At 72.6% G+C, this 22,859-nt stretch carries 15 protein-coding genes; 4 read left to right on the top strand and 11 right to left on the bottom strand.

Annotated elements, in window-relative coordinates:
* Nucleotides 1-15: 15 nt before the first annotated feature.
* Complete coding sequence (locus IE271_RS12865; protein WP_190190399.1) at nt 16-2,139, bottom strand: DNA gyrase/topoisomerase IV subunit B; 2,124 nt, start codon at nt 2,137-2,139, stop codon at nt 16-18.
* Between the two features lie 442 nt (nt 2,140-2,581).
* Here IE271_RS12865 and IE271_RS12860 point away from each other — a divergent pair, with 442 nt between their 5' ends.
* A complete protein-coding gene (locus tag IE271_RS12860) occupies nt 2,582-2,812 on the top strand; it encodes a DUF7455 domain-containing protein (protein ID WP_190190398.1) in 231 nt (76 codons plus the stop codon).
* A gap of 138 nt (nt 2,813-2,950) precedes the next feature.
* On the opposite strand, the gene IE271_RS12855 is transcribed toward IE271_RS12860, so the two are convergent.
* From IE271_RS12855 to IE271_RS12825, 7 genes are all read right to left on the bottom strand, one after another.
* Nucleotides 2,951-3,781, bottom strand: a complete 831-nt coding sequence (locus IE271_RS12855; protein ID WP_190190397.1) for a S1 family serine peptidase — start codon at nt 3,779-3,781, stop codon at nt 2,951-2,953.
* Nucleotides 3,782-3,954: 173 nt separating this feature from the next.
* On the bottom strand, nt 3,955-5,499 hold the full coding sequence (locus IE271_RS12850) for an RNA polymerase sigma factor (protein ID WP_190190396.1): 1,545 nt from the start codon (nt 5,497-5,499) through the stop codon (nt 3,955-3,957).
* A gap of 958 nt (nt 5,500-6,457) precedes the next feature.
* Complete coding sequence (locus IE271_RS12845; protein ID WP_190190395.1) at nt 6,458-7,345, bottom strand: FadR/GntR family transcriptional regulator; 888 nt, start codon at nt 7,343-7,345, stop codon at nt 6,458-6,460.
* 163 nt (nt 7,346-7,508) lie between these two features.
* A complete protein-coding gene (locus IE271_RS12840; RefSeq protein ID WP_190190394.1) occupies nt 7,509-9,611 on the bottom strand; it encodes an ABC transporter ATP-binding protein in 2,103 nt (700 codons plus the stop codon).
* Between the two features lie 120 nt (nt 9,612-9,731).
* Nucleotides 9,732-10,493, bottom strand: coding sequence for an NUDIX hydrolase (locus tag IE271_RS12835; protein ID WP_190190393.1), 762 nt, complete (start codon nt 10,491-10,493; stop codon nt 9,732-9,734).
* Between the two features lie 129 nt (nt 10,494-10,622).
* The gene (locus IE271_RS12830) at nt 10,623-12,740 is read right to left on the bottom strand and encodes a glycogen debranching N-terminal domain-containing protein (protein WP_229919296.1); all 2,118 of its coding nucleotides are present in this window, start codon (nt 12,738-12,740) and stop codon (nt 10,623-10,625) included.
* 233 nt (nt 12,741-12,973) lie between these two features.
* Nucleotides 12,974-15,004 carry a DUF4192 domain-containing protein gene (locus IE271_RS12825; RefSeq protein ID WP_190190391.1) on the bottom strand — a complete coding sequence of 677 codons (2,031 nt, stop codon included), beginning with the start codon at nt 15,002-15,004 and terminating at the stop codon, nt 12,974-12,976.
* A 133-nt stretch (nt 15,005-15,137) separates the two neighbouring features.
* Between IE271_RS12825 and IE271_RS12820 the strand changes: the two genes are divergently transcribed.
* Nucleotides 15,138-17,294 carry a RecQ family ATP-dependent DNA helicase gene (locus IE271_RS12820; RefSeq protein ID WP_190190390.1) on the top strand — a complete coding sequence of 719 codons (2,157 nt, stop codon included), beginning with the start codon at nt 15,138-15,140 and terminating at the stop codon, nt 17,292-17,294.
* A 425-nt stretch (nt 17,295-17,719) separates the two neighbouring features.
* A complete protein-coding gene (locus IE271_RS12815; protein WP_190190389.1) occupies nt 17,720-18,346 on the top strand; it encodes a hypothetical protein in 627 nt (208 codons plus the stop codon).
* A gap of 522 nt (nt 18,347-18,868) precedes the next feature.
* Here the strand turns inward: IE271_RS12815 and IE271_RS12810 are convergent.
* The 3 genes from IE271_RS12810 to IE271_RS12800 form a co-directional block, all read right to left on the bottom strand.
* Nucleotides 18,869-19,504, bottom strand: coding sequence for a hypothetical protein (locus IE271_RS12810; protein WP_190190388.1), 636 nt, complete (start codon nt 19,502-19,504; stop codon nt 18,869-18,871).
* A gap of 68 nt (nt 19,505-19,572) precedes the next feature.
* On the bottom strand, nt 19,573-20,274 hold the full coding sequence (rnhB, locus tag IE271_RS12805; RefSeq protein ID WP_190190387.1) for a ribonuclease HII: 702 nt from the start codon (nt 20,272-20,274) through the stop codon (nt 19,573-19,575).
* A 116-nt stretch (nt 20,275-20,390) separates the two neighbouring features.
* On the bottom strand, nt 20,391-21,056 hold the full coding sequence (locus tag IE271_RS12800; RefSeq protein WP_190190386.1) for a TetR/AcrR family transcriptional regulator: 666 nt from the start codon (nt 21,054-21,056) through the stop codon (nt 20,391-20,393).
* A 195-nt stretch (nt 21,057-21,251) separates the two neighbouring features.
* Between IE271_RS12800 and IE271_RS12795 the strand changes: the two genes are divergently transcribed.
* Nucleotides 21,252-22,802: an MFS transporter gene (locus tag IE271_RS12795; protein WP_190190385.1), complete on the top strand. Its 1,551-nt coding sequence runs from the start codon at nt 21,252-21,254 to the stop codon at nt 22,800-22,802.
* Nucleotides 22,803-22,859: the final 57 nt, after the last annotated feature.

Raw genomic sequence — 22,859 nt, 5'->3', positions numbered from 1 at the left:
GCCCGGCCGGCTGCTCTAGGCGTCGATGCGCGAGCGGTCGAGCGTGGCGGCGGAGCTGGAGATGAACTCCTTGCGGGGCGCCACGTCGTTGCCCATCAGCAGGTCGAAGACCTGCTCGGCGCCCTCCAGGTCGGAGATGTTGATCCGGCGCAGGGTGCGGTGGCGCGGGTCCATCGTGGTCTCGGCCAGCTGGTCGGCGTCCATCTCGCCCAGGCCCTTGTAGCGCTGGATGGTGTCCTTGTAGCGGATGCCCTTGCTCTGGAACTCCATCAGCTTGTCGCGCAGCTCCCGGTCCGAGTACGTGTAGACGTACTTGTCCTGGCCCTTCTTGGGCTGCGTCAGCTCGATCCGGTGCAGCGGGGGCACCGCGGCGAAGACCCGGCCGGCCTCGACCATGGGCCGCATGTAGCGCTGGAAGAGGGTCAGCAGCAGGGTGCGGATGTGGGAGCCGTCCACGTCGGCGTCGGTCATCATGATGATCTTGCCGTAGCGGGCCGCGTCGATGTCGAAGGTCCGCCCGGAACCGGCTCCTATGACCTGGATGATCGCGCCGCACTCGGCGTTCTTGAGCATGTCCGCGACGGACGCCTTCTGCACATTGAGGATCTTGCCCCGGATCGGCAGCAGCGCCTGGAACTCGGAGTTGCGCGCCAGCTTGGCGGTGCCCAGCGCCGAGTCCCCCTCGACGATGAACAGCTCACTGCGCTCGACGTCGTCGCTGCGGCAGTCGGCCAGCTTGGCGGGCAGCGAGGAGGACTCCAGAGCCGTCTTCCTGCGCTGCGCCTCCTTGTGCTGGCGGGCCGCGATACGCGTCCGGGCGGCGGCCACGGCCTTGTCGAGGACGGCACGCGCCTGGGCCGCCGCGTCCCGCTTGGTGGAGGTCAGGAACGCCTTGAGCTCCTTGGAGACCACGTTCGCCACGATGCGGCGGGCCGCCGAGGTACCGAGGACCTCCTTGGTCTGGCCCTCGAACTGCGGCTCGGCCAGACGCACCGTGACGACCGCCGTGAGCCCCTCCAGGGCGTCGTCCTTGGTGATGTCGTCCTCGGCGACGCGCAGCAGCTTCTTGGCGCGCAGCACCTCGTTCACGGTGGTGGCCACGGCCTGCTCGAAGCCCGCGACGTGGGTACCGCCCTTTGGGGTGGCGATGATGTTCACGAACGACTTCAGGGTCGTGTCGTAGCCGGTGCCCCAGCGCAGCGCGATGTCGACACCCAGCTCACGGGTGACCTGGGTGGGGGTCATCTGCCCGTGCTCGTCCAGGACGGGGACGGTCTCCCTGAAGGTGCCCTGCCCCGAGAAGCGCAGGACGTCGCAGATGGGCCGGTCGGCGGCCAGGTACTCGCAGAACTCGCTGATGCCGCCGTCGAAGCGGAAGGACTCCTCGCCCTTGCTGCCGCCCTCACCGAGCCCGAACTCGTCCCGGACGACGATCGTCAGGCCGGGCACCAGGAACGCCGTCTGACGGGCCCGCTGGTGGAGGTTCTCCAGGGAGAGCTTGGCGTCCTTGAGGAAGATCTGGCGGTCGGCCCAGTAGCGCACGCGCGTGCCGGTACGCGACTTCGGGATCTTCTTCAGCTTGCGCAGGCCGCCCGACGGGTCGAAGGCCGCCTCCGGGCCGTTCGCCTTGAACATGCCGGGGGTGCCCCGCCGGAAGCTGACCGCGTGGGTGTGGCCGCCGCGGTCGACCTCGACGTCGAGGCGGGCCGACAGGGCGTTCACCACGGAGGCGCCCACGCCGTGCAGGCCGCCGGAGGCGGCGTAGGAGCCGCCGCCGAACTTGCCGCCGGCGTGCAGCTTGGTCATCACGACCTCGACACCGGACAGGCCGGTCTTGGGCTCCACGTCCACGGGGATGCCGCGGCCGTTGTCCCGCACCTCCACGGAGGCGTCGTCGTGCAGGATCACCTCGATGTGGTCGCAGAAGCCGCCCAGGGCCTCGTCGACGGAGTTGTCGATGATCTCCCACAGGCAGTGCATCAGGCCGCGGCTGTCGGTGGAGCCGATGTACATACCGGGGCGCTTGCGCACGGCCTCGAGCCCCTCGAGGACGAGCAGGTGCCGCGCGGTGTAGTTGGAACCGTCCCGATCTGCTCCGGTCAGCAGCGCAGTGGACGGCACGGACGTCTCGGCGGTCACGCGGTTCGCTCCTCGCTGAATTTCAGGTGGGGCCCATTGGGGTAAGGCCCCGGCTTCGGTCGCCGGTCCGAGGGTACCGAGGCCAGGTAGAGCCGTTGTAACACCACCCTCGTTCGGTCTTCAGGGTAATCCACAGTCGTATGGATGTTCGATCCTTCCAAGGAGTGAAGTGCACATCACGTTCCCTTCGAGGCATGAACCATTTAGGCTCCGGGCACGTCCTCATGAACAACCGGCAACCCAGCCGGGAGGACGAGAACCTGACAGAAGCGCGAACCCGTACGACGCACAGACACGCACTACGGCTCATTCGCCGCCAACCGGCAGCAGACAGCCGCCTCGGGAGAAATTTTTTCGAGGAAGAGGCACGAGCGGGAACGTTTTCGGCCTGGTTGGATGTTGACCCTGGTACGACAGCTCGTCGAGCTAGAGAAGAGGCGACGTGACTACTGTTCTGACCCCCGCGAGCCCGCTGACGGCCGCTGACCGCTGCGACCGTTGCGGCGCCCAGGCATATCTGCGCGTCGTCCTTCTCAGCGGCGGTGAACTGCTCTTCTGCGCCCATCACGGTCGCAAGTTCGAGCCGGAACTCAAGAAGATCGCCGCTGAGATACAGGACGAGACGGAGCGGCTGACGTCCGTTCCGGCAAGCGCCGACGACGAAGAGCGCTGACACTTCGGCATCCACGACGAGCCATCTCCGGCACAGGCCGGTGACAGGGCGGCCGCCCCCGCCATTCAGGGACGGCCGCCCTCGCTCGTCACTCGGAAAGGCCCCGTGTGAGTGCTCGGGTCCTGCTCAGCGCACCGCTCACCGGTCCGCCCCGCGGTCCGGTCCGAGCGCACGGACGACGCCGGAGACCCGCGTGTAGACGCCGGGGCTGTCGGCCCGTCCGCACCCACTCCCCCACGACACCAGACCGATCAACCTCCCCCGGGCCACCAGCGGACCCCCGCTGTCCCCCTGGCAGGCGTCCCGGCCTCCGTCCGGCTGGCCCGCGCACAGCATGGAGTCCGCCGTGTACGTGCCGTCCGCGCTGCCGGGGTAGGCCTCCAGGCAGTCCGCGTCGGGGAGCACCTGCACCCGTGTGGCGCGCAGCTCCTGGGCGTACGCCCCGCCCCCCGTCGTGTCGCCCCACCCGTAGACCGCCGCGCTCGTGCCCGGCTGGTACGCGGCGTCGTCCGGCCCCGCCATGCCGATGACCGAGTCCGTCGGCAGCGACTCCGCAAGGGTCAGTACGGCGAAATCACCCGCATTGGTGGAAGAGTCGTACGCCGGATTGACCCAGGTCGAGCGCACGGCTATCTCTTTGCCGGTCTCGGCCGTCAGATCACCCCGCCCCGTGATCACCTTCAGGTCCCGAACGTCCTGCCGCGCCGCGCCCAGCACCTCCTCGCTCAGGCAGTGCGCGGCCGTGAGCACGGCCGCCCGGGCGATCACCACCCCGCCGCAGAACTGGCCGGCCCGTACGCCCTCGAACCGCTCACGGCTGGACAGGGCCACCGTCCAGGGGGCGGCGGAGATCTCGACGGGATAACCGCCGACGACCACGCTCCCGGCCGCCGCGGGGCCCGGAGACGCCATGGATATCCCCGCCGCGGCGGCCACGAGGGCCAGGGCTCGGGCGAAGGTGCGACGCATACGCCATCCTCACTCTCGGGTTGCCTTGAGTAACCCAGAGTGGTGCAGCGGACGGTCGTCCGCATCCCGCGCATCGGACAAAATGCCCGGCGTCCCGGCCGGAACGGGACCGCGCAGGACAGAGGGCCCGGCCTCCTGGAGGAGGCCGGGCCCTCTGCGACGTGTGCCGGGGCTCAGTCGAGGTAGTCGCGCAGCACCTGGGAGCGGGACGGGTGACGCAGCTTGGACATCGTCTTCGACTCGATCTGACGGATGCGCTCACGCGTCACGCCGTACACCTTGCCGATCTCGTCGAGGGTCTTCGGCTGGCCGTCGGTGAGACCGAAGCGCATCGAGACCACGCCGGCCTCGCGCTCGGACAGGGTGTCGAGCACGGAGTGCAGCTGCTCCTGGAGGAGCGTGAAGCTGACCGCGTCGGCCGGGACGACGGCCTCGGAGTCCTCGATGAGGTCACCGAACTCGCTGTCGCCGTCCTCGCCGAGCGGGGTGTGCAGCGAGATGGGCTCGCGGCCGTACTTCTGGACCTCGATGACCTTCTCCGGGGTCATGTCGAGCTCCTTGGCCAGCTCCTCCGGGGTGGGCTCGCGGCCCAGGTCCTGGAGCATCTGGCGCTGGACGCGGGCCAGCTTGTTGATGACCTCGACCATGTGCACCGGGATACGGATGGTGCGGGCCTGGTCGGCCATGGCGCGGGTGATCGCCTGACGGATCCACCAGGTGGCGTACGTGGAGAACTTGTAGCCCTTGGTGTAGTCGAACTTCTCCACCGCGCGGATCAGACCGAGGTTGCCCTCCTGGATGAGGTCCAGGAAGAGCATGCCGCGGCCGGTGTAGCGCTTGGCCAGGGAGACCACGAGGCGGAGGTTGGCCTCCAGCAGGTGGTTCTTGGCGCGGCGGCCGTCCTCGGCGATGATCTCCAGCTCGCGCTTGAGCTTGGGGGCCAGCTTGTCGGCGTTGGCCAGCTTGTCCTCGGCGAACAGACCGGCCTCGATGCGCTTGGCGAGCTCGACCTCCTGCTCGGCGTTGAGCAGCGGGACCTTGCCGATCTGCTTGAGGTAGTCCTTGACCGGGTCGGCGGTGGCGCCGGCCGCGGCGACCTGCTGCGCGGGCGCGTCGTCCTCGTCCTCGTCGGACAGGACGAAGCCCTGGGCGCCGTCCTCCGTGGGCTCCTCGGCGCCGGGCTTGCCCGCGCCGGGGGTCTCCTCGATGACCTCGTCGTCGAGCAGCTCGACGTCGTCCTTCTTGGCGGCGGTCTTCTTGGCCGTCGCCTTCTTGGCCACGGTCTTCTTGGCGACGGCCTTCTTCGCGGTCGTCTTCTTGGCCGTGGCCTTCTTGGCGGGTGCGGCGTCGTCGGCGGAGGCGTCGGTGGCCGGCGCGGCCGGGGCGGCGGTGGCGGTGGCCTTCCGGGCGGTGACCGTCTTCGCCGCGACGGTCTTGGTGGCGGTGCGCTTGGCCGGGCTCTTCGCCGCGACGCTCTTCCGGGTGCGCTTGGGTTCCGCGGCACTGACCATCAGCGTCACACCCTCTTCCTCGAGGATCTGATTGAGGCTGCGCAGTACGTTCTTCCACTGAGTGGCCGGAATCTGGTCGGCTTCGAAGGCCCGACGCACGTCATCGCCGGCGATCTGCCCCTCAGCCTTTCCCCGCTCGATGAGCGCCATGACAGAGACGGACTCGGCGATCTCCGGCGGGAGCGTACGGGATGTGCTGGCCGACACGAACAACCTCTCGGAACGTTGGAAAACGGCTTCCGGCCCCGTCCACTGTGGACCGGAGCCGACGACCGCCGACTGAGGGATGAGCCGACGGCGCGGGCGGGGACCGGGAAGATGCACAGCGCCTCCGACGGCGTCCGTATTCCTTCCTCGGCTGTCACCTCTTAGGTCATCGCGTTGTTCCGAGGAGCGTTACGCCGAATTTGCGTGGCCCGAGTCACACCCCGTAAGTGGGCAGAACCTGCCACAGGCGGCCAAACGACGTCGGAAGCGATCAGCCCACCCATCCGCCCGCCGGACCGCACGGGGAGGGGGCCGGCGCGATGACCGCGTTCGGCGGGCTCGGCGGGTTCGGCTCGCCCCGGAGGGGGCTTGCCGGACCGGTCGGTCCGACCGGTCCGGCCGGGACGACCCGTCCGACCGAGGCGACCGGGGTGACTGGTCTGGCGGGTCCGGCGGGTCCGGCGGGGCTGGCGGGGTCCGCCGGTCCGGCAGGGGCCGGCCGGTCTTGTGGGTCCGGTAGACCTGGCGGGATTCCCTGGTCCGGCGGGGGGCTGGCCCGGCGGGTTCGGCTCGCTCCTGGGAACTTGGCCGGTCCGGTCGCCCTGGCGGGTCGGGGGCGGCCGGTCCGGTGGGTCCGGCCGATCCGACCGGTCCGGTAGGACCGGCAGGTGGTCGGTTCGGGGGTCCGGCCGACCTGGCAGGTTCGACTGATCCGGCCTGCCCGGCAGGTTCGACCGGTCCGGCTGGTCCGGTGGCCCGGCTCATCCGATGGGGCCGGATCGCTCGACGGGCCCGGATCTCTCGGTGGGGCCGGCCCGCTCGGCGGAGTCGGCCGCTCGGCGGGGCCGCCGGGAGGCAGTCCGCCGGAAGGCGATCCGTCCGGTCCGCATGCCCCGCGCCGCCACGCGGGGCATCCTCCTGGGCACGCCGTTCGCGGTGCGGACGCCGACGCGGAACGTCAGTGCTCGCGCGGCGCCGGGACCACGCGCTCCACCTCGGGGTGGGCCGTGAGCAATTGGCGCATGGCCGCCTCGGCGGCCGCGCCGTCGCCCGCGGCGAGGGCGTCGGCGATCCGGCCGTGGTGGGCGACGGACGTCTCGTTCGGCCGGTCGCAGCCGGTGACGGGGCCGCCCGAGACCTGGAGGGCGGCCGAGACGATGCCGGAGAGGTGCTCCAGCATGCGGTTGCCGGCGATCTGGATCAGCAGCGAGTGGAACTCGGCGTCGGCGCGCGAGAACGTCATCGCGTCGCCCTGCCCCAGAGCATGGGCCATGATCTCGACCATGTCGGCGAGGCGCTGCTGCACCTCCTCGCGCCCGTGCCCGGCGGCGAGGCGGGCGGCCAGCGGCTCGATCGTCCAGCGCAGCTCGCTCAGCTCCTGCCGCTGGTCGTCGCGCTGCGGTCCGAAGGCCCGCCACTCGATGATGTCCGGGTCGAGCAGGTTCCAGTCGCTGACGGGGCGGACCCGCGTACCGACGTTGGGACGGGCGCTCACCAGGCCCTTCGCCTCCAGGACGCGGAGCGACTCGCGGACGACGGTCCGGGAGACCTCGAACCGCTGGCCGATCTCCTCGGGCACCAGCGGGCGGTCGGCGCCCAGGTCGCCGGAGACGATCATCTGGCCGAGCTGCTGCACGAGTTGGCCGTGCAGACCGCGTCCACGGGTGCCTGCGGCGCGCCGGCCGACGCGGCCCAGTTCGGGCTCCGCGCCGTCCCATGCCGGGGCACCGACGCGGTCGGCCCCGGAAGCCTCCGCGTAGGGGTAGCGGTCGAGTTCGCCCGGGTTCGCCAGGCCGGAGTCTGCGGAGCGGGCGGCGGTCATCATGGAGTGCGCAAGGGTAGTCACGCATCCTTTGTCGGCCGTGCCTCCAACTGCCTTGAGGGCTTTGGTGAAAAGCACACGAAAGGGTGATCGCTCACCCTGCCCTACTTGACGCCTTATCGGAGAGAAATGGGCGTTTTGTGGGGAGTTGTGAGCCTCGTGAGGCAGAAATGAGCCCTACCGGTCGTCATCGAGTCCTACTGCGCACGATCATGAACAGATACGCACAGAGCAGGGCCGTGATCGACAACGTCAGCGCAGTAGCCACGGGTTGGGCGATCACTCGCACTCCGGCGGCCAGATAGCGCTCGCCGCCGAACGGCCACTGCACGAGGAAGAGCTCGCGCAGCCGCGCCGGCAGTCCCTCCGCCGAGCGCGCGGAGGGGCCGTGCAGCCCTTTCCGCACCAGGGGCGCGAGGACCACCGGTACGGCGACCACCGCCGCGAGTCCGGCGGTGGTCGACCGGAAGAGGCCGGCGGCCAGCACGCCCGCCCAGGCGCAGCCCACGACCAGCCCGAGCCAACCGGCGCTCAGCGCAAGCCAGTCGGCGGGAACTTCGGCGAGCTCCCGTCCGTGGACGAGACAGAGCAGTCCGGTGTCCACGCCCACCGTGAGGACGGCCAGGAGGAGTGCGGTGGCGGCCGCGACGAGGAGCTTGGCGGCGAGCAGCCCGAGGCGGCGGGGGACGGTGCCACGGTCCGCGGCCAGCGCGGGATGGCGGAACTCGTCGCCGGAGGCGAGCGCGCCCAGCAGCCCCGCGCCGAGCGCCGCGGGCGGCAGGGGCAGTTCCCGCGGCCACGCGGCGAGCAGACGCGGCTGCGGAGTGTGCCCCATCCGTGCCGCGACCACCGAGACGAGGGCCGACGCGACGAGTACGGCGGCGCCGGTGAGGTAGCCGGTCCCGATCCCGGCGGCCCGGCGCAGCTCGTACCGCAGCGGACGGGCGGGACCGGTTCCGGGGCGGACGGTGATGGGGAGCGGGAGGGGGGACGGGGACGGGGGGTCGGGAAGTGTGATCACCGATCGCGCGGGCGCGGCGGCGTCGAGCGGTGCGGCCGCCGGCTGCGACTGCGGGGACGCAGGGCCGCCGGGCATCGCGGTCACCGGTCGCGAGAGCGCGGTCGCGTCGGGCATCGCGGCCGCCGGCTGCGAAGGCGCGGCTGTGCCGGACGGTGCGGTCGCCGACCACGGAGGCGCGGCTGCGCCGGATCCCGCGATCGCCGGCCGCGCGGGCTGCGGAGCGTCGAGCTCTGCGGTCGTCAGCCGTGCGAGCTGGAGAGCGTCCGGGTCCGTCGCTCCCGCTGCGGGCGGCTGAGCCGGAGCAGCGCCGTACGTGCTCTGCGGTGCCGGGAGCGGGATGGTCCGGCGCCAGGAAGCGGCCTCGCGTTCACCACCGGCCGGCGTGACGACCTCGGGGCCCATGTCCCCGGTCTCGTCGGCGAGTTGGTGCACGAGGATGTGGTGGCGGTACGCGGTCTCCCCCACGTCGGCGCAGGTGCTGCCGTACACCGAGAGGCGGGTGCCGCTCTCGTGGACGACCTCCACCGAACGGCGCGCGGCACGGGCCTCCTTGGCGATCAGGACGCCGAGGCGTGCGGCGTGCGGGCTGCGGACGGCCACGCGGGGCCGCAGCCTGGTACGGGCGAAGTCGGGGGCGGCCTGGTCCGCGACGACCCTGCCCGCCTCCAGGGTGACGACGCGGTCGGCGGCGCGCGCGGCCTCCCTGGGGTCGGCCGTGGTGAAGAGCACGGTGCCCTTCCGGTCGGCGTGGGCGCGCAGGACGTCGTGCAGGCTGCGGCCCTCCTCGGCCGACAGCCCGCGGGTCGGCTCGTCGAGCACCAGGGTGTGCGGGTCGGGCAACAGGGCGCACGCCACCCCCAGCCGTCGGTCCATGCCCCGCGAGAGGGTGCCCAGGCGCTCGTCGCGCAGGTCCACGAGGTCCATCGCCTCGAGAACCTCGTCGGCCCGGGCGCTGCGCACGCCCGCCGCCGCGCACAGCATGCGCAGATGACCGCGCACCGTGCGCCCGGGATGGCCGGGCACGTCTCCGAGCAGCACGCCCACCTCGCGCGACGGGTGGGCGATGCGGTGCAGCGGCCGCCCCCTGAAGCGGGTGATTCCACGGCCTCGCTGGAGTTCGAGCATCAGCCTCAGCACCGTCGTCTTGCCCGCGCCGGGCGCGCCGAGGAGTGCCGTGACGTGGCCGGCGTGCGCCTCGAACGACACGTCGTCGACGGCGGGCGGCAGCTCCTTGCGGGGATTGCTGGTCAGTCCGGTGGCCTCGATCACCCGAAGCAAGATAGCGCGACATGTACGGCTTTTCGGGCATCCCGCAGGCGCGCTTCCGCGGAGCTTCCCATCGGCCGGACCGCTGTCGGGCTTCCCTTCGGCCGGGCCGCCGCTGAGGCGTCAGACCTCGGGGCGCAGCATCGGCGGGTTCAGCAGCGTGGCGCCACCCGCGCGGAACAGCTGGGCGGGGCGGCCGCCCTGCCGCGTGGTCGTGCCGCCGGTGGGCACGAGGAACCCGGGGGTGCCCGTGACCTTTCGGTGGAAGTTGCGCGGGTCCAGCGCGACGCCCCACACCGCCTCGTAGACGCGGCGCAGCTCGCCCACCGTGAACTCGGTCGGACAGAACGCGGTGGCCAGCGAGGAGTACTCGATCTTGGAACGGGCGCGCTCCACGCCGTCCGCCAGGATCTGCGCGTGGTCGAAGGCGAGCGGAGCGGCCTGCTCGCCGTCGCGGCCGTAACCGTCCTGCCGCAGCAGCTCCTCCACGGGCGCCCAGCGCGCACTGTTGGCGTCGCCGCCCGCCTTGGGGGCGGGCAGGTCCGGCGCGAGTGCGAGGTGCGCGACGCTGACCACCCGCATCCGCGGATCGCGCTTGGGGTCGCCGTAGGTCGCGAGCTGTTCCAGGTGCGCGCCGTTGTCCTGGGCGGGAACGACGTCCGGGTCGTGCACGCGCAGCCCCGTCTCCTCGCTCAGTTCGCGCGCAGCGGCCTGCGTCAGGTCCTCGTCGGGCCGTACGAAACCGCCCGGAAGCGCCCACCGTCCCTGGAAGGGCGACTCCCCCCGCCGCACCGCCAGCGCGCACAGGGAATGGCGGCGCACGGTCAGTACGACCAGGTCCACGGTGACGGCGAAGGGTGGATAGGCTGACGGGTCGTAGGGCATGCCGCGATCATAGTCGTCTTCCTGACGATAAACACCTCCTTCGTCGGCCCCGTCGATGGCCGGTCCGCTGCGTCCGGGCATGTGTGCCACGGCTCCCGCCGTCCCCTCTCCGTCTGGTCCCGCCGCAGGTCAGATCCCCAGCTGCAGCTCCTCGGCCGCCTCCTCGACCATGGCGAGGCCGAGTCTGCCGATGCGTACGGAGAAAGGGGCTCCCGCGACCCGCAGCCCCGTGAGGCCGATCTCCCCCAGCGGCGCGCTGCGGATCGGACGCAGGGCGACCGTCCCCGCGGGCACGTCGGGCCGGACGCCGGCGAGGGTGTTGAGGAGCAGCACCCCGGCCGCGGCGGCCGTGGCCGCGGGGCGGCAGGCCGCCGGATGGGGTACGGGGAGACCGCCCGCCGTGCGCTCCTCCCCCGCGTACATCTCCGGCAGCCGGCCACCGAAGGCGTCGCTCGCCGACAGCAGGCCTCTCAGCAGCGAAGCGGCCTCCTTGTCGTAGCCGGCCGCAGCCAGACCGGCGACGGCGACCGCCGTCTCGTGGACCCGCACGGCACCCGCGTGGTGCCCGAACGGGTTGTAGACCGCCTCCTTGGCGCCGAGGCTGCGCAGGCCCCAGCCGGAGTCCATGGCGGGTCCGCCGAGAAGACGTGCGAGCTGCTCGGTCCGCACCTTGTCGAGCAGTCCCTCGGCGAACCCGCCGGAACCGAGCAGTCCGAGATCGAGCAGGTGCACGCTGCCCGCGCCCAGATGGGGCAGGGGACGGCCGTCCGCGGTGCGGGCGGCCGCCGGTCTGCCACCGGCCCGGTCATCGATCCAGAAGTCGTCGCGGAACACCGTCCGCAACTCCTGAGCCCACTGGCGCAGCCCGGCCCCGCCCGGCCGGTCGTACGCGTCGAGGAGGTCCGCCCCCAGCAGCGCCGCCCGGTGCGCATGTGCCTGCGTTTCGCAGCGCAGGGGCCCGTCGGGGAAGGGGTCGGCCACGTATGCACCGCTGCCCGTCGCGGTCCGCAGCCAGCGCAGGCAGTTCTCGGCCGCGGGCAGCAGTTCCTCGGTCTCCTGCTCCGGGAGTCCCCAGCGCCGCGCCTCCGCGAGCAGCACCGGGAACAGCAGGGTCGCCTCGACACCCGTACAGCTCGGCGGCAGCAGCACACCCGTGTGCCGTCTGGGGCCCGGGATCAGTCCGGACAGGGTGCCCGAACCGGTGAGCTGGGTGCGGGCGAGGGCGCGCATCGTGCCCGCGGCGAGCCGGGTGCCGAGCGGCAGCGCCATCCGTGCCGTCGCGAGCGCCTCGGCCGGTGCCATGCCGCACCGCCACGGGGCGCCGGCCGCGACGTACACATCACCGGGGTGGGTGGGATCGCGCAGCAGCAGCGCCTGCAGGTCCGCCAGGCTCGTCCGCAGGAGGGGCGCGACCCTCGGGTCGTCGCTCACGGCCCGTGCGGGGGCGAACGGGCCGGTCGTGCCGCGCGCCGCCGTCCTGACCGGGCCCGCGCCGTCCGGCCGCACGCGCAGTTCCACGCTTCTGGTGGCGCCGGGCGGAAGCTCGATCTCCCAGCGCAGCAGTCCGGCGGAGGCGAGCGCGTCCGTGGGCGGCGGGTCGGCCGTGAGGACGGACGTCGCCGTCCCGTCGGACCACCGCATCCCGGAGTCGTGGACGCTGGCCGGCAGTTCCGGTCCGGCCGTGCCGGAGGCGACCGCGCCCATGTCGGCCAGGTCCGTGCCGAGCGCGATCTCGACGGGTAGCCGGAGCGGGCGGCGGGCGGCGCTGCGCAGGGTGATCCGCTCGGTGCCGTCCGCATGCCGTGTCCGTTCGACGACGACATCGGGGTCGGGCCCCTGGTCGGCGGACGAACGCCAGGTCGCCACGAAGTGTGCCCGGTCCGCCGTGACCATGCGGGCCTGTACCGCGAGAGGTTCCCTGCCCGCCACGCGCAGTCGGCACCGGGAGAGCACCCGCCGACCGTCGAGGTAGACGCCCTCCAGGCCCTGGCCGGTCAGTTGCCCCTGCTCGGTCGAGACGGCCAGCGCCGGCAGCGCGACACAGATCAGCGCGGTGTGGGCGGACGGCAGCTGCGCGGCCGGGTGCGGCGCGGAAGGGGGGCGACGTACCGGTGCGTACGTCGCACCCGTGCTCTGCGGGTGCCGGGCGACAGGGTCGGCGGGACCCGCCGGGTGGGCGCCGGGGCCGTGCCGGGGCGGCCGGTCCGGGCCCGCTTCGAAGGCGGGGGGTCGGGTGGGCGGGGACATGGGACGAGTTCCTCTGCGCTCCATGCGCTGCGTGCGCGCTCGGCGTCGGGTGGGTGGCTCCGGAGGTGCGAGGCGGTGCGACGGCACAGCCCGGCTGCGGACTGCTCCACTCAGGTGAACGCACAGGAGCCGTCGCAGGTCACGCCGACATCGGCGAATACCAACCGTATGGGGGTGACGGGAGAGGGAGGGCGCTTGGCGCCGGCACCGGAGCCCGGACCGGAGCGGGGACGTCATGCGCGGTTCTCCGTTCCACGACGACGGGGAGTCGTGTCGTGGCGGTCGGACGTGTGCGCGGAACGTGCGCCGTCGTCCGCGACACCGGCTGTCGGGCGCGGGCCCTCCGGCCCGGAGGGGGCGACCGGCTCCGGACGGGAGCGACGCACGCCCGCCGGTGGCAGCGGACGCTGACGCGACGTCTGGTTCACCTTGTTCGTCCGGTCCGAGGGAGCCGTCGCTGGGCGCGGCCTACGACGGCGACGGAGCACACGTGCGGGCCGCTGTTCGCCGCCCCCGGCGATGCCGGTATCAGCGCCGGTGCCGGTGAGGGGCCGATCCACGGAGGTTTCGGTGCTCGACCGGCCCGCGAACGCTCCTGTGCTCGACCGGTCCGTGGATGCTTCGGCACTCGGCCGGTCCGTGGTCGTTTCGGCGCCGGGCACGCGCCGCCGTCCGGGATCCGTTGCGCTCCCTTCGTCCGCGCCCTTCTCGGCTCCGTCCTCCCGGTCACCGGCCCGCAGGCCGGCGCTGTCCTCGCCGCGGTCACCGCCGCTGTCCGTCTGCCTGTCCGCCGCGTCCGCGCGGCCGTCGCGTTCTCCGCGCAGGCAACGGCGCACCGCCTCGGGGTCCAGGCCTTCGTTGCACGCCTGGTGGAGGAGGCGCGCGAAGAGGTACTCGGGGTCGGCGGCGAGCGCCATGGCCAGCGCCTCCCTGGCTTCGAGCTCGTCCCCGCAGGACCACGCCACCCAGCCGGCGAGGGTGAGCGGCGCCGCCGCGTACTCGGCGTACGGGCCGACGCAGCGGCGGGCGAGGGCGCGCCAGAGACGCAGCGCGGGCTCCGCCTCGTCGCCCTCCATCCACTCCGCGGCGCGGTCGCGCGTCGTGCGGTCCTGCAGGCCGAGGAGCAGTACGGCCGCCTCGTCGTGCGGGATCAGTCCGTCGTCACGGAGGTCCGACGGGAGCGCGCCGGTCACGGGCGGAGCGCCGGCGAGGCGGCGCACGGTCCGCCGGGCCAGCCCGAGGGTCTGCGCCGCCACTTCGGCGCGGCTCCCGTCGTCCAGGATGCGGGGGATCAGGGACATGCTGACCGCGTCGAGCGCGGCCTCCTGCTCCAGCGCCGCGGCCGTCTCCCACGGAGTCAGCCGGGCCCGCAGCTCCCGCAGGCCGCCGCGGACCTGGATCCCGGCGTAGGCGGCCGCGGCCGCGAGCACCGAGGTGCCGGGCAGGCCCATGGCCGTACCGTCCGGCGGGCAGCAGTTCCGGTCGGGGCAGCAGTAGGACCAGAAGCGGCCGTCCGTGATGCACAGGGCCTCGACCACGGGCACGTCGAGCCGACCGCATGCCGTACGCAGTCGCTGCGCGAGCGGACGCAGTCGTTCCATGACGTCCTGTGCCGTCTCGCCCGTCTCGGAGTCCCGGCACAGGAAGGCGACGATGCCGTCCGGCCGGCCGGTCCTGCGCTCGCTGCCCCGCACGAGTCCGCGAGCCAGTTGTTCCGCCGCGGCCGCCCAGTCGTGCGCGTTGTCGGGGATGCCCAGCCGGGCCCGTCCGCCGAAACGGCCGTTCCCGTCGCTGTCGTGCACGGCGACGAGCACGATGCTGTCGTCGGGACGGTGCCCGAGCAGGTACGGCAGGGCGTCGGCCAGTTCGGCGGGCGTGCGGAGCGTGACCTGGTGCTCGGCACGCGGAGCACCGGGAACGACGGGAGCGCTCGGCACGTCCCGGCCGCCGGACCCACCGGACCCACCGGTCCCGTCGAGCCGACCGGCCCCACCGTCCGGGCCCTTGCCGCGACTCGCTTCCCCCTTCTTCTTCACGCGCTCCGTCGCCTCCTTCCCCACCCCCTCCTCCGCCCCTTGCCCCGCCCTCCGCTTCTCCGTCCTGTCCTTCGTGTCCGCCCTGTCCGCCCTGTCGGCTCCCTCGACGGGATCACGGTGACGGCGGTGGCGGCCGGGCTCCCGCGCCGTCTGCTCGCGGGCGGGCTCGCCGCATGTGGTGATGTCGCCGCCGACGGGAACGCCGGACGGTTCGCTGTGATTCGTCATGCGGCGACCATCCCGCGGATCTCAAGATTCCGCTTTACCCTGTGGACAACCTGGACCATGCTCACGTCAGGAGTTGTCCACAGCTCAGCGGGGCCGTTCGCGCGATGTCGGAGCCATCGGGTTGCATGGAGCCATGAGCAACGCAGAGCTGCGAACCGAGGCCGATGCCGTACTCGCCCGTCTCGTCGGCGCCCCGGCGGACCGGGCCCGGCTGCGCGAGGACCAGTGGCGCGCCATCGAAGCGCTGGTCGCGGAGAAGCGCCGGGCCCTGGTCGTCCAGCGGACCGGCTGGGGCAAGTCCGCCGTGTACTTCGTCGCGACCGCTCTGCTGCGGGCGCGGGGCGCCGGACCCACCGTCATCGTCTCCCCGCTGCTCGCGCTGATGCGCAACCAGGTGGAGGCGGCGGCGCGGGCCGGAATCCACGCGCGCACGATCAATTCGTCCAACACGGAGGAGTGGGACACCGTCCAGGAGGAGGTGGCCGCGGGCACCGTGGACGTGCTCCTGGTGAGCCCGGAGCGGCTGAACAACCCCGACTTCCGCGATCAGGTGCTTCCGAGGCTGGCCGCCGCGACCGGCCTGCTCGTGGTCGACGAGGCGCACTGCATCTCGGACTGGGGGCACGACTTCCGGCCGGACTACCGCCGGCTGCGTACCATGCTGGCCGAGCTGCCGGGCGGCGTCCCCGTGCTGGCCACGACCGCGACGGCCAACGCGCGCGTGACGGCCGACGTGGCGGAACAGCTGGGCACGGGAGGCGGCACGGACGCCCTCGTCCTGCGCGGTCCGCTGGACCGGGAGAGTCTCAGCCTCGGCGTGCTGCGGCTGCCGGACGCCGCCCACCGGATGGCCTGGCTCGGCGAGCACCTCGGCGACCTGCCCGGCTCCGGGATCGTCTACACACTCACCGTGGCCGCCGCCGAGGAGGTCACCGCGTTCCTGCGCCAGTGCGGGCACACCGTGGCGTCGTACACCGGCAAGACGGAGAACGCCGAGCGCCAGCAGGCGGAGGAGGACCTGCTCGCCAACCGGGTCAAGGCCCTCGTCGCGACCTCGGCGCTGGGCATGGGGTTCGACAAGCCGGATCTCGGCTTCGTGGTGCACCTGGGGTCGCCCTCCTCGCCCATCGCCTACTACCAGCAGGTGGGACGTGCGGGCCGCGGAGTGGAGCACGCCGAGGTGCTGCTCCTTCCGGGCAAGGAGGACGAGGCGATCTGGCAGTACTTCGCCTCGATCGCGTTCCCTCCGGAGGAGCAGGTGCGGCACACCCTGGACGCGCTCGCGCAGGCGGGCCGGCCGCTCTCCCTGCCCGCGCTCGAGCCGCTGGTGGAGCTGCGCAGGTCCCGACTGGAGATCATGCTCAAGGTGCTCGACGTGGACGGGGCGGTACGGCGCGTCAAGGGCGGCTGGATCTCCACCGGCGTCCCGTGGACGTACGACACCGAGCGTTATGCCTGGGTGGCCAAGCAGCGCGAGACCGAGCAGCAGGCCATGCGGGACTACGTGACGACGACGGGCTGCCGCATGGAGTTCCTGCGGCGGCAGCTGGACGACGAGGAGGCGGCTCCCTGCGGCCGCTGCGACAACTGCGCGGGAGCGCGGTTCGCCGACTCCGTGAGCCCGGCCGCCCTGGACGCCGCGCGCGGCGAGCTGAACCGCGCGGGGGTGGAGGTCGAGCCGCGCAAGATGTGGCCCACGGGACTTCCGGCGATCGGCGTCGACCTCAAGGGGCGCATCCCGGCCGGTGACCAGGCGGCACCGGGCCGGGCGCTGGGTCGCCTCTCGGACATCGGCTGGGGCAACAGACTGCGGCCGCTCCTCGCGCCCCAGGCACCGGACGGACCCGTGCCGGACGATGTCGCGCAGGCTGTGGTGGGCGTGCTGGCCGACTGGGCGAAGGGCCCCGGCGGCTGGGCCTCCGGGCAGCCGGACGCGCAGCCGCGCCCGGTCGGTGTGGTCACCATGGCCTCGCACGGCAGACCGCGGTTGATCCAGTCGCTGGGAGCGCGGATCGCCGAGGTGGGCCGCCTTCCCCTGCTGGGTTCCCTCGCGTACACGGCCGAGACCGTACCGGCTTCGCGCAGCAACAGCGCGCAGCGGCTGAAGGCACTCCACGGAGCGCTGGCCGTGCCGCCCGGCCTGGCCGCCGCTCTCGCGGAGACCCGGGGACCCGTCCTGCTCGTCGACGACGCGACGGAGACCGGCTGGACGCTCGCCGTGGCCGCGCGTCTGCTCCGGCAGGCCGGCGCCGAGGGGGTGCTGCCGTTGGTCCTCGCCGTCCAGGGCTGACCGGGGAGTCGGAGACCGTGCTCCCGGGCGGGAGACCATGGCCGCCGGGGCGGTCACGCGCATGACCAATGGCGCGTGTTCACGCCATCACCCGGCGTCTCGGCCCGCGGCGCAGACAGTCTTCGACCACGTCCCCGCGGTGCTTCACCGCACCTCCGGCGGCATTCCGTCCCGCGGTCAACGGCATCCCGCCGCACAACCGACGGCCTCGCGCATCACCACCGGACGGGCCGGGCATGGATATAGGGGATGCATCGCCAGAATCCGGGCGGGCGCTCCAATTGCTCGTTGCCGCAAGCCGGTACGGCAGGAAGAATTGGACGTGTTCCCCGCACGGCTCATTCATGGCCCGGTTGGGCCATACCGCGGTGCGCTCCCCAGTCCGACCCCGCCCGCAGTGTGGGCGCGTAGCCGAAGGGAGGACCGTGACCTTCGGATTCGCTCCGTCCTCGGCGGCGTCGATGTCGACGTCCGCCGTCACCGCCAATCCACAGACGCGCATACTCGAACCCGCCGAATGGGCGGCCGCGGGGATCCCCTTGCTGCGCAATCCCCGAGAGGTCGTCAGCGGGCTGCACTCCCGGCACCGGCCGCGTCCGGCGACCGCGGTGGTGGCCGTTCTCGACCCGGACGAACGACTGCGCGCGAGCGCCTCGTTCACGCGGCGCCCCGCCCCGGCGGACGGCTGGGTCTTCCGCAACGCACTGCTGGCCCAGTTGCGCCGGGTGATCCCGCACGACCTGCGGCGCCGAACACCGGTCCGTACCGCCGTCCTGCTCTACTGCCGCGAGGGCGACACGCGCTGGACGGAGGAGGACGGTGCGTGGATGTGGGGGCTGCGGGACGCCTGCACATTGCACGGGCTGCGCTGCGGGGCGTACATCACGCTCACGCGTGACGGCTGGCAGGTGCTGGGCGAGGGCCGCGGCGGCCGGCGCCCCAGCGCGGACTCCCGGCCGGAGCCGCTCGACTCGGTCGCGGGGGTGGACGTCGTCCAGCCCCGCACGGGCGGCGTCGCCTCGGAGGTACTGCGCCGCGCGGCGGCCCGCTGAGCCGACGGCCTCCGCCGCCGGAGCCCTTCGGTACGTCGCGTCGACAGGTCACGGCAGTGGCCCGTCGGCGTCGAAGCCGCCGACGAACAGCCGGGGAAGCACACCTTCGTGGTGCTCCGGACCGTCCGCACCCGCGTCGCTCCACCCCGGTTCGTGCGTGTGCACGCGTCACCACGGGCCCGCGTCCGCGCCTGCCTCACCACGGGCCCGCGCTCGCGTGCGCGCCACCAAGGGCCGCGTCCGCCACGTCTGCGCCCGCGTCATCACGAGAGCCGTCGCCGGGTCCCCGAAGCACTCGGCACTCCTGCGTCCGCCCCGACGCCCGGCCTTTCGGCGCCGAAGCCGCAACCCGGGATCCGAGCACCCTCCCCCGTCGGAGGGAGCACGGACGGGCTGGTGGATGAACGGACGAGCCGGTCGAGCCCACGGGCCGGTCAGCCGACGACCGGACGGTCGGCGGACGACCGGTGGACGGCCGGCCGGTGGACGGGAAGCGGTCTCCGCGTCCGCGCCGGGACCGGCTCAGGCAGCCGTGCCCAGTACCGAGTTGATCTGCTGCGGGTCACCGCAGACGATCAGCAGGGTGCCGGCACGGCCGAGAGCCAGCGGCAGGGCGGCGGCGACCGCGGCGGCGGTGCCGCCGTTGGCGGCGACCACGACCACGGGCCGGGACCCGGCGCGCTGCGCGGCGGAGGCGTCGACGTAGAAGACGTCGTCGCCCGCGTCGTGCTGGGCCCAGTACGCGGCCTCGCCGAAGGACAGTTCGTGGGCGGCCCACGGGTGCGGTTCGCCGGTGGTGATCACCAGCACCTCACCGGGAGCGCGGCCCGATTCCAGCAGCAGGTCGACCGCTTCCTCGGCGGCGTCCAGCGCGCCCTCGGCCGAGGCCGGGATCAGCTGGATCTGCGGCGTGGCAGGGGACGCGGCCCGCTGGGCGGCCGGGGCGGACGGCCCCGGCTTGGCCGCGGCCTGGTCGCGTGACGCGCGTTGCGCCGGCGGCATGGGCCGGGCGGCACCCGGACGACCGGGACGCGGCGGAGCCGCGGGACGGGGGCCGGGTACGGGGCGAGGGGTCGGCGCGCTGCGGCCGCTGGCCGGAGTGGCGCGGGGACCCTGGGCACTCTCGTGAATCTGAGGCTCCTCGGGAATGAGAGGCATGAGCTGTTGTTTATCAAACGCCGGTGCGAGTCGCGCAGGCGGGTGGCACATATGTGCGCACGAAACCGTCAGAAATCGAAGCCGAGCTGCCCCTCGATCTCTGGAACGCTTTCGTCCGCCCAGCTGCGGACCTTCTTGAGGTGCCGCCACTGGGGCAGCGCATCAAGATACGCCCACGACAGCCGGTGGTGCGGGGTGGGGCCCCGTTCCTCCAGCGCGGCCCGGTGCACCGGTGACGGATACCCGGCGTTGGCCGCGAAACCGAAGTCTGCATGGTCGATACCCAGTTCGGCCATCATTTTGTCGCGCCGAACCTTGGCGATCACCGAGGCCGCCGCCACGGCGACGCAGGACCGGTCGCCCTTGATCACCGTACGCACCCGCCAGGGCGTCCCCAGGTAGTCGTGCTTCCCGTCGAGGATGACCGCGTCGGGACGGACCGGCAGGGCCTCCAGGGCACGCACGGCGGCCAGCCGCAGCGCGGCCGTCATCCCCAGATCGTCGATCTCCTCGGGGGAGGCGTGGCCCAGAGCGTACGAGGTCACCCACTTCTCCAGCTCCACGGCAAGGGCGGTGCGCCGCTTGACGGTCAGGAGCTTCGAGTCGGTGAGGCCTTCGGGCGGACGGCGCAGCCCCGTGACCGCCGCGCAGACGGTGACCGGACCGGCCCACGCGCCGCGCCCCACTTCGTCGACACCGGCGATGATCTTCGCTCCGGTGGTGGCTCGCAGGGAGCGCTCGACGGTGTGGGTGGGTGCTTCGTACGGCATGGCGTCACCAGACTACGCCGTCCGGCACACCACTCGACAACCAGGTTCCCCCGTGCCCCTCGGGGAACGGATCACGCGTTCCCCGAGGACCGGGACGCCGGCCGGACGGCCGCGCGTCAGGTGCCGTCGGCCCGCAGGAGCGGCACCATCACGCAGTCGATCATTTCCTCCAGGTCCTGGTCGGTCCATTCACTCGCGCACACTTTGGAGCGGTACATCAGCATTGCCGGGACGACGTCGCACACGTAGGCGTTGGCGGCGTCGGACCGCACCTCTCCCCGCTCCATTCCACGGCGGATGACCTCCATGAGCAGGCGTACGGTCGGCTGCACGACACCTTCCAGGATGACGTTCTGGAAGTGCTCGGCCGACTCGGAGTCGCATTCGTGAAGGACGGCCCGCAGGGCGAACCCGGGGCGCGAGTACATCGCCTCCCGCACCCGGCGGCACAGCTCCAGCAGGTCCTCGCGCACGCTGCCGAGGTCGGGGGGCTCCTCCACCGTCGACAGCCCGGACCTCAGCGCGTCCGCGACGAGCTCCTCCTTGGACGGCCACCGGCGGTAGACCGCGGCCTTGCCGGTCTGGGCCCCGGCGGCGACGCCCTCCATCGTGAGGCCGTTCCAGCCGACGGTGCCGAGCTGGTCCAGCGCGGCGTCGAGGATCGCGCGTTCGAGGACGGCTCCGCGCCGGCGCGGGGCGGCCGGCCGAGCGGAGGCGGCGGCCTGCCGGGAAGGGGCGGCGGCCTGCCGAGCGGAGGCGGCCGTCCGGCTCGAAGTACCCATCTGTGTCTCTCCGTTGAGCGGCGGGCGGCACACGCGGGTGCCGCGGGGGTCGGGGATCGGGGCATCCCCGTGCGGTCGGGCGACGCGCGGGCGGCAACAACTCAAGTGAACGCTTGCGTTCACTAGTGGGGACTCACTACCGTTCCGCGAAACAGTGAACGCAAGCGTTCACTAAGACATGCGTGGGGGACTCGTATGGCAACCTCTCCGTTGGTCCAGGATCCGAAGCCGAAAGCGGCCCGCCGGGAGGGGCGTCCCGGCATCGCGCTCACCGTCATCGCCGCCTGCCAACTCATGGTGGTACTCGATGCGACGATTGTGAACATCGCGCTTCCGCACATTCAAGACGCTCTCTCCTTCAGCACCACCGATCTCACCTGGGTCGTCAGCGCGTACACGCTCACCTTCGGCGGCCTGCTGCTGCTCGGCGGCCGGGCCGGGGACATCCTCGGCCGGCGCCGGGTCTTCATGACCGGCATCCTGCTGTTCACCCTCGCCTCCCTGCTCGGCGGCCTGGCCCAGGAGCCCTGGCAGCTGCTGGCCGCACGTGCCCTGCAGGGCGTGGGCGGCGCGATCGCGTCGCCCACCTCGCTGGCACTCATCACGACCACGTTCCCTGAGGGGCCGCAGCGCAACCGGGCGTTCGGGGTCTTCGCCGCGGTCTCGGCCGGCGGCGGCGCCATCGGCCTCCTCGCGGGCGGCATGCTCACCGAGTGGCTCGACTGGCGGTGGGTGCTCTTCGTCAACGTGCCCATCGGCGTACTGATCGCCGTGCTCGCCCCGCTCTACATCCAGGAGTCCGAGCGGCACCCGGGACGCTTCGACATCGCAGGCGCGCTCACCTCCACGCTGGGCATGACCTCGCTGGTGTACGGCTTCATCCGGGCCTCGGAGGAGGGCTGGCGCGACGACCTCACGCTCGCGTCGTTCGGCGCCGCGGTGATCCTGCTGCTGGCCTTCGTCCTCATCGAGATGCGGGCGAAGGAACCGATCACTCCGCTGCGGATGTTCACCGACCGCAACCGCTCCGGCACGTATGTGATCATGCTCAGTCTGGCCGCGGCGATGTTCGGCATGTTCTTCTTCATCGTCCTCTTCGTTCAGAACGTGCTCGGATACACGCCGATCGAGGCCGGCCTCGCCTTCCTCCCGGTGACACTGGCGATCGTGACCGGCGCGGGCCTGTCGCAGCGGTTCCTGCCGGTCCTCGGCCCGAAGCCCTTCCTGGTCACCGGCTCGGCGATCGTGGTGGTGGGACTGACCTGGCTGACGTTCATGAGTCCCGACAGCTCCTACCTCGGCGGGGTGCTCGGACCGATGGTGCTGTTCGGCTTCGGCATGGGGCTGAACTTCGTCACGCTGACCCTGACCGCGGTCTCCGGCGTCGCCGCGCACGAGGCGGGCGCGGCCTCCGGTCTGCTGAACGCCACGCAGCAGGTGGGCGGTTCGCTCGGACTGTCCATCCTGACCACGGTCTTCGGCACGGCGAGCCGGGACGAGGCCGAACGGCAGCTGCCGTCCTTCCTCGCCGACGGCACGGCCGAGCAGAAGGCCGAGCTCGCCCGGACGCAGCAACTGCCCGCTCCCTGGGGTCATGAAATCCTGGCCGAGGGCATCTCGACCGCGTTCGTCCCGGCGGTCGCCATGGCCGTACTGGCGCTGGCCACCGCCGCGCTGGTGATCCGCGTCCGCAGAAGCGACCTCGACGCGCTGGCCGGCACGGCCGGACCCGCCGCCGGGGCGTGACCGGTTCGCGGGGACCGGCACCCCTGCCCTCACGGTGAGGGGCGGCACACAGGGGTC

The organism is Streptomyces minutiscleroticus, assembly GCF_014650875.1.
Taxonomy (GTDB): domain Bacteria; phylum Actinomycetota; class Actinomycetes; order Streptomycetales; family Streptomycetaceae; genus Streptomyces; species Streptomyces minutiscleroticus.
Note: the sequence above shows the minus strand (reverse complement) of the source record. Positions and strands in the feature narration are given on the sequence as shown.

Coding starts and splice junctions, on each gene's coding strand:
- IE271_RS12795 (WP_190190385.1), top strand. CDS start 21,252: ATGGCAACCTCTCCGTTGGTCCAGGATCCGAAGCCGAAAGCGGCCCGC.
- IE271_RS12835 (WP_190190393.1), bottom strand. CDS start 10,493: ATGCCCTACGACCCGTCAGCCTATCCACCCTTCGCCGTCACCGTGGAC.
- IE271_RS12800 (WP_190190386.1), bottom strand. CDS start 21,056: ATGGGTACTTCGAGCCGGACGGCCGCCTCCGCTCGGCAGGCCGCCGCC.
- IE271_RS12825 (WP_190190391.1), bottom strand. CDS start 15,004: ATGACGAATCACAGCGAACCGTCCGGCGTTCCCGTCGGCGGCGACATC.
- IE271_RS12855 (WP_190190397.1), bottom strand. CDS start 3,781: ATGCGTCGCACCTTCGCCCGAGCCCTGGCCCTCGTGGCCGCCGCGGCG.
- IE271_RS12820 (WP_190190390.1), top strand. CDS start 15,138: ATGAGCAACGCAGAGCTGCGAACCGAGGCCGATGCCGTACTCGCCCGT.
- rnhB (WP_190190387.1), bottom strand. CDS start 20,274: ATGCCGTACGAAGCACCCACCCACACCGTCGAGCGCTCCCTGCGAGCC.
- IE271_RS12830 (WP_229919296.1), bottom strand. CDS start 12,740: ATGTCCCCGCCCACCCGACCCCCCGCCTTCGAAGCGGGCCCGGACCGG.
- IE271_RS12810 (WP_190190388.1), bottom strand. CDS start 19,504: ATGCCTCTCATTCCCGAGGAGCCTCAGATTCACGAGAGTGCCCAGGGT.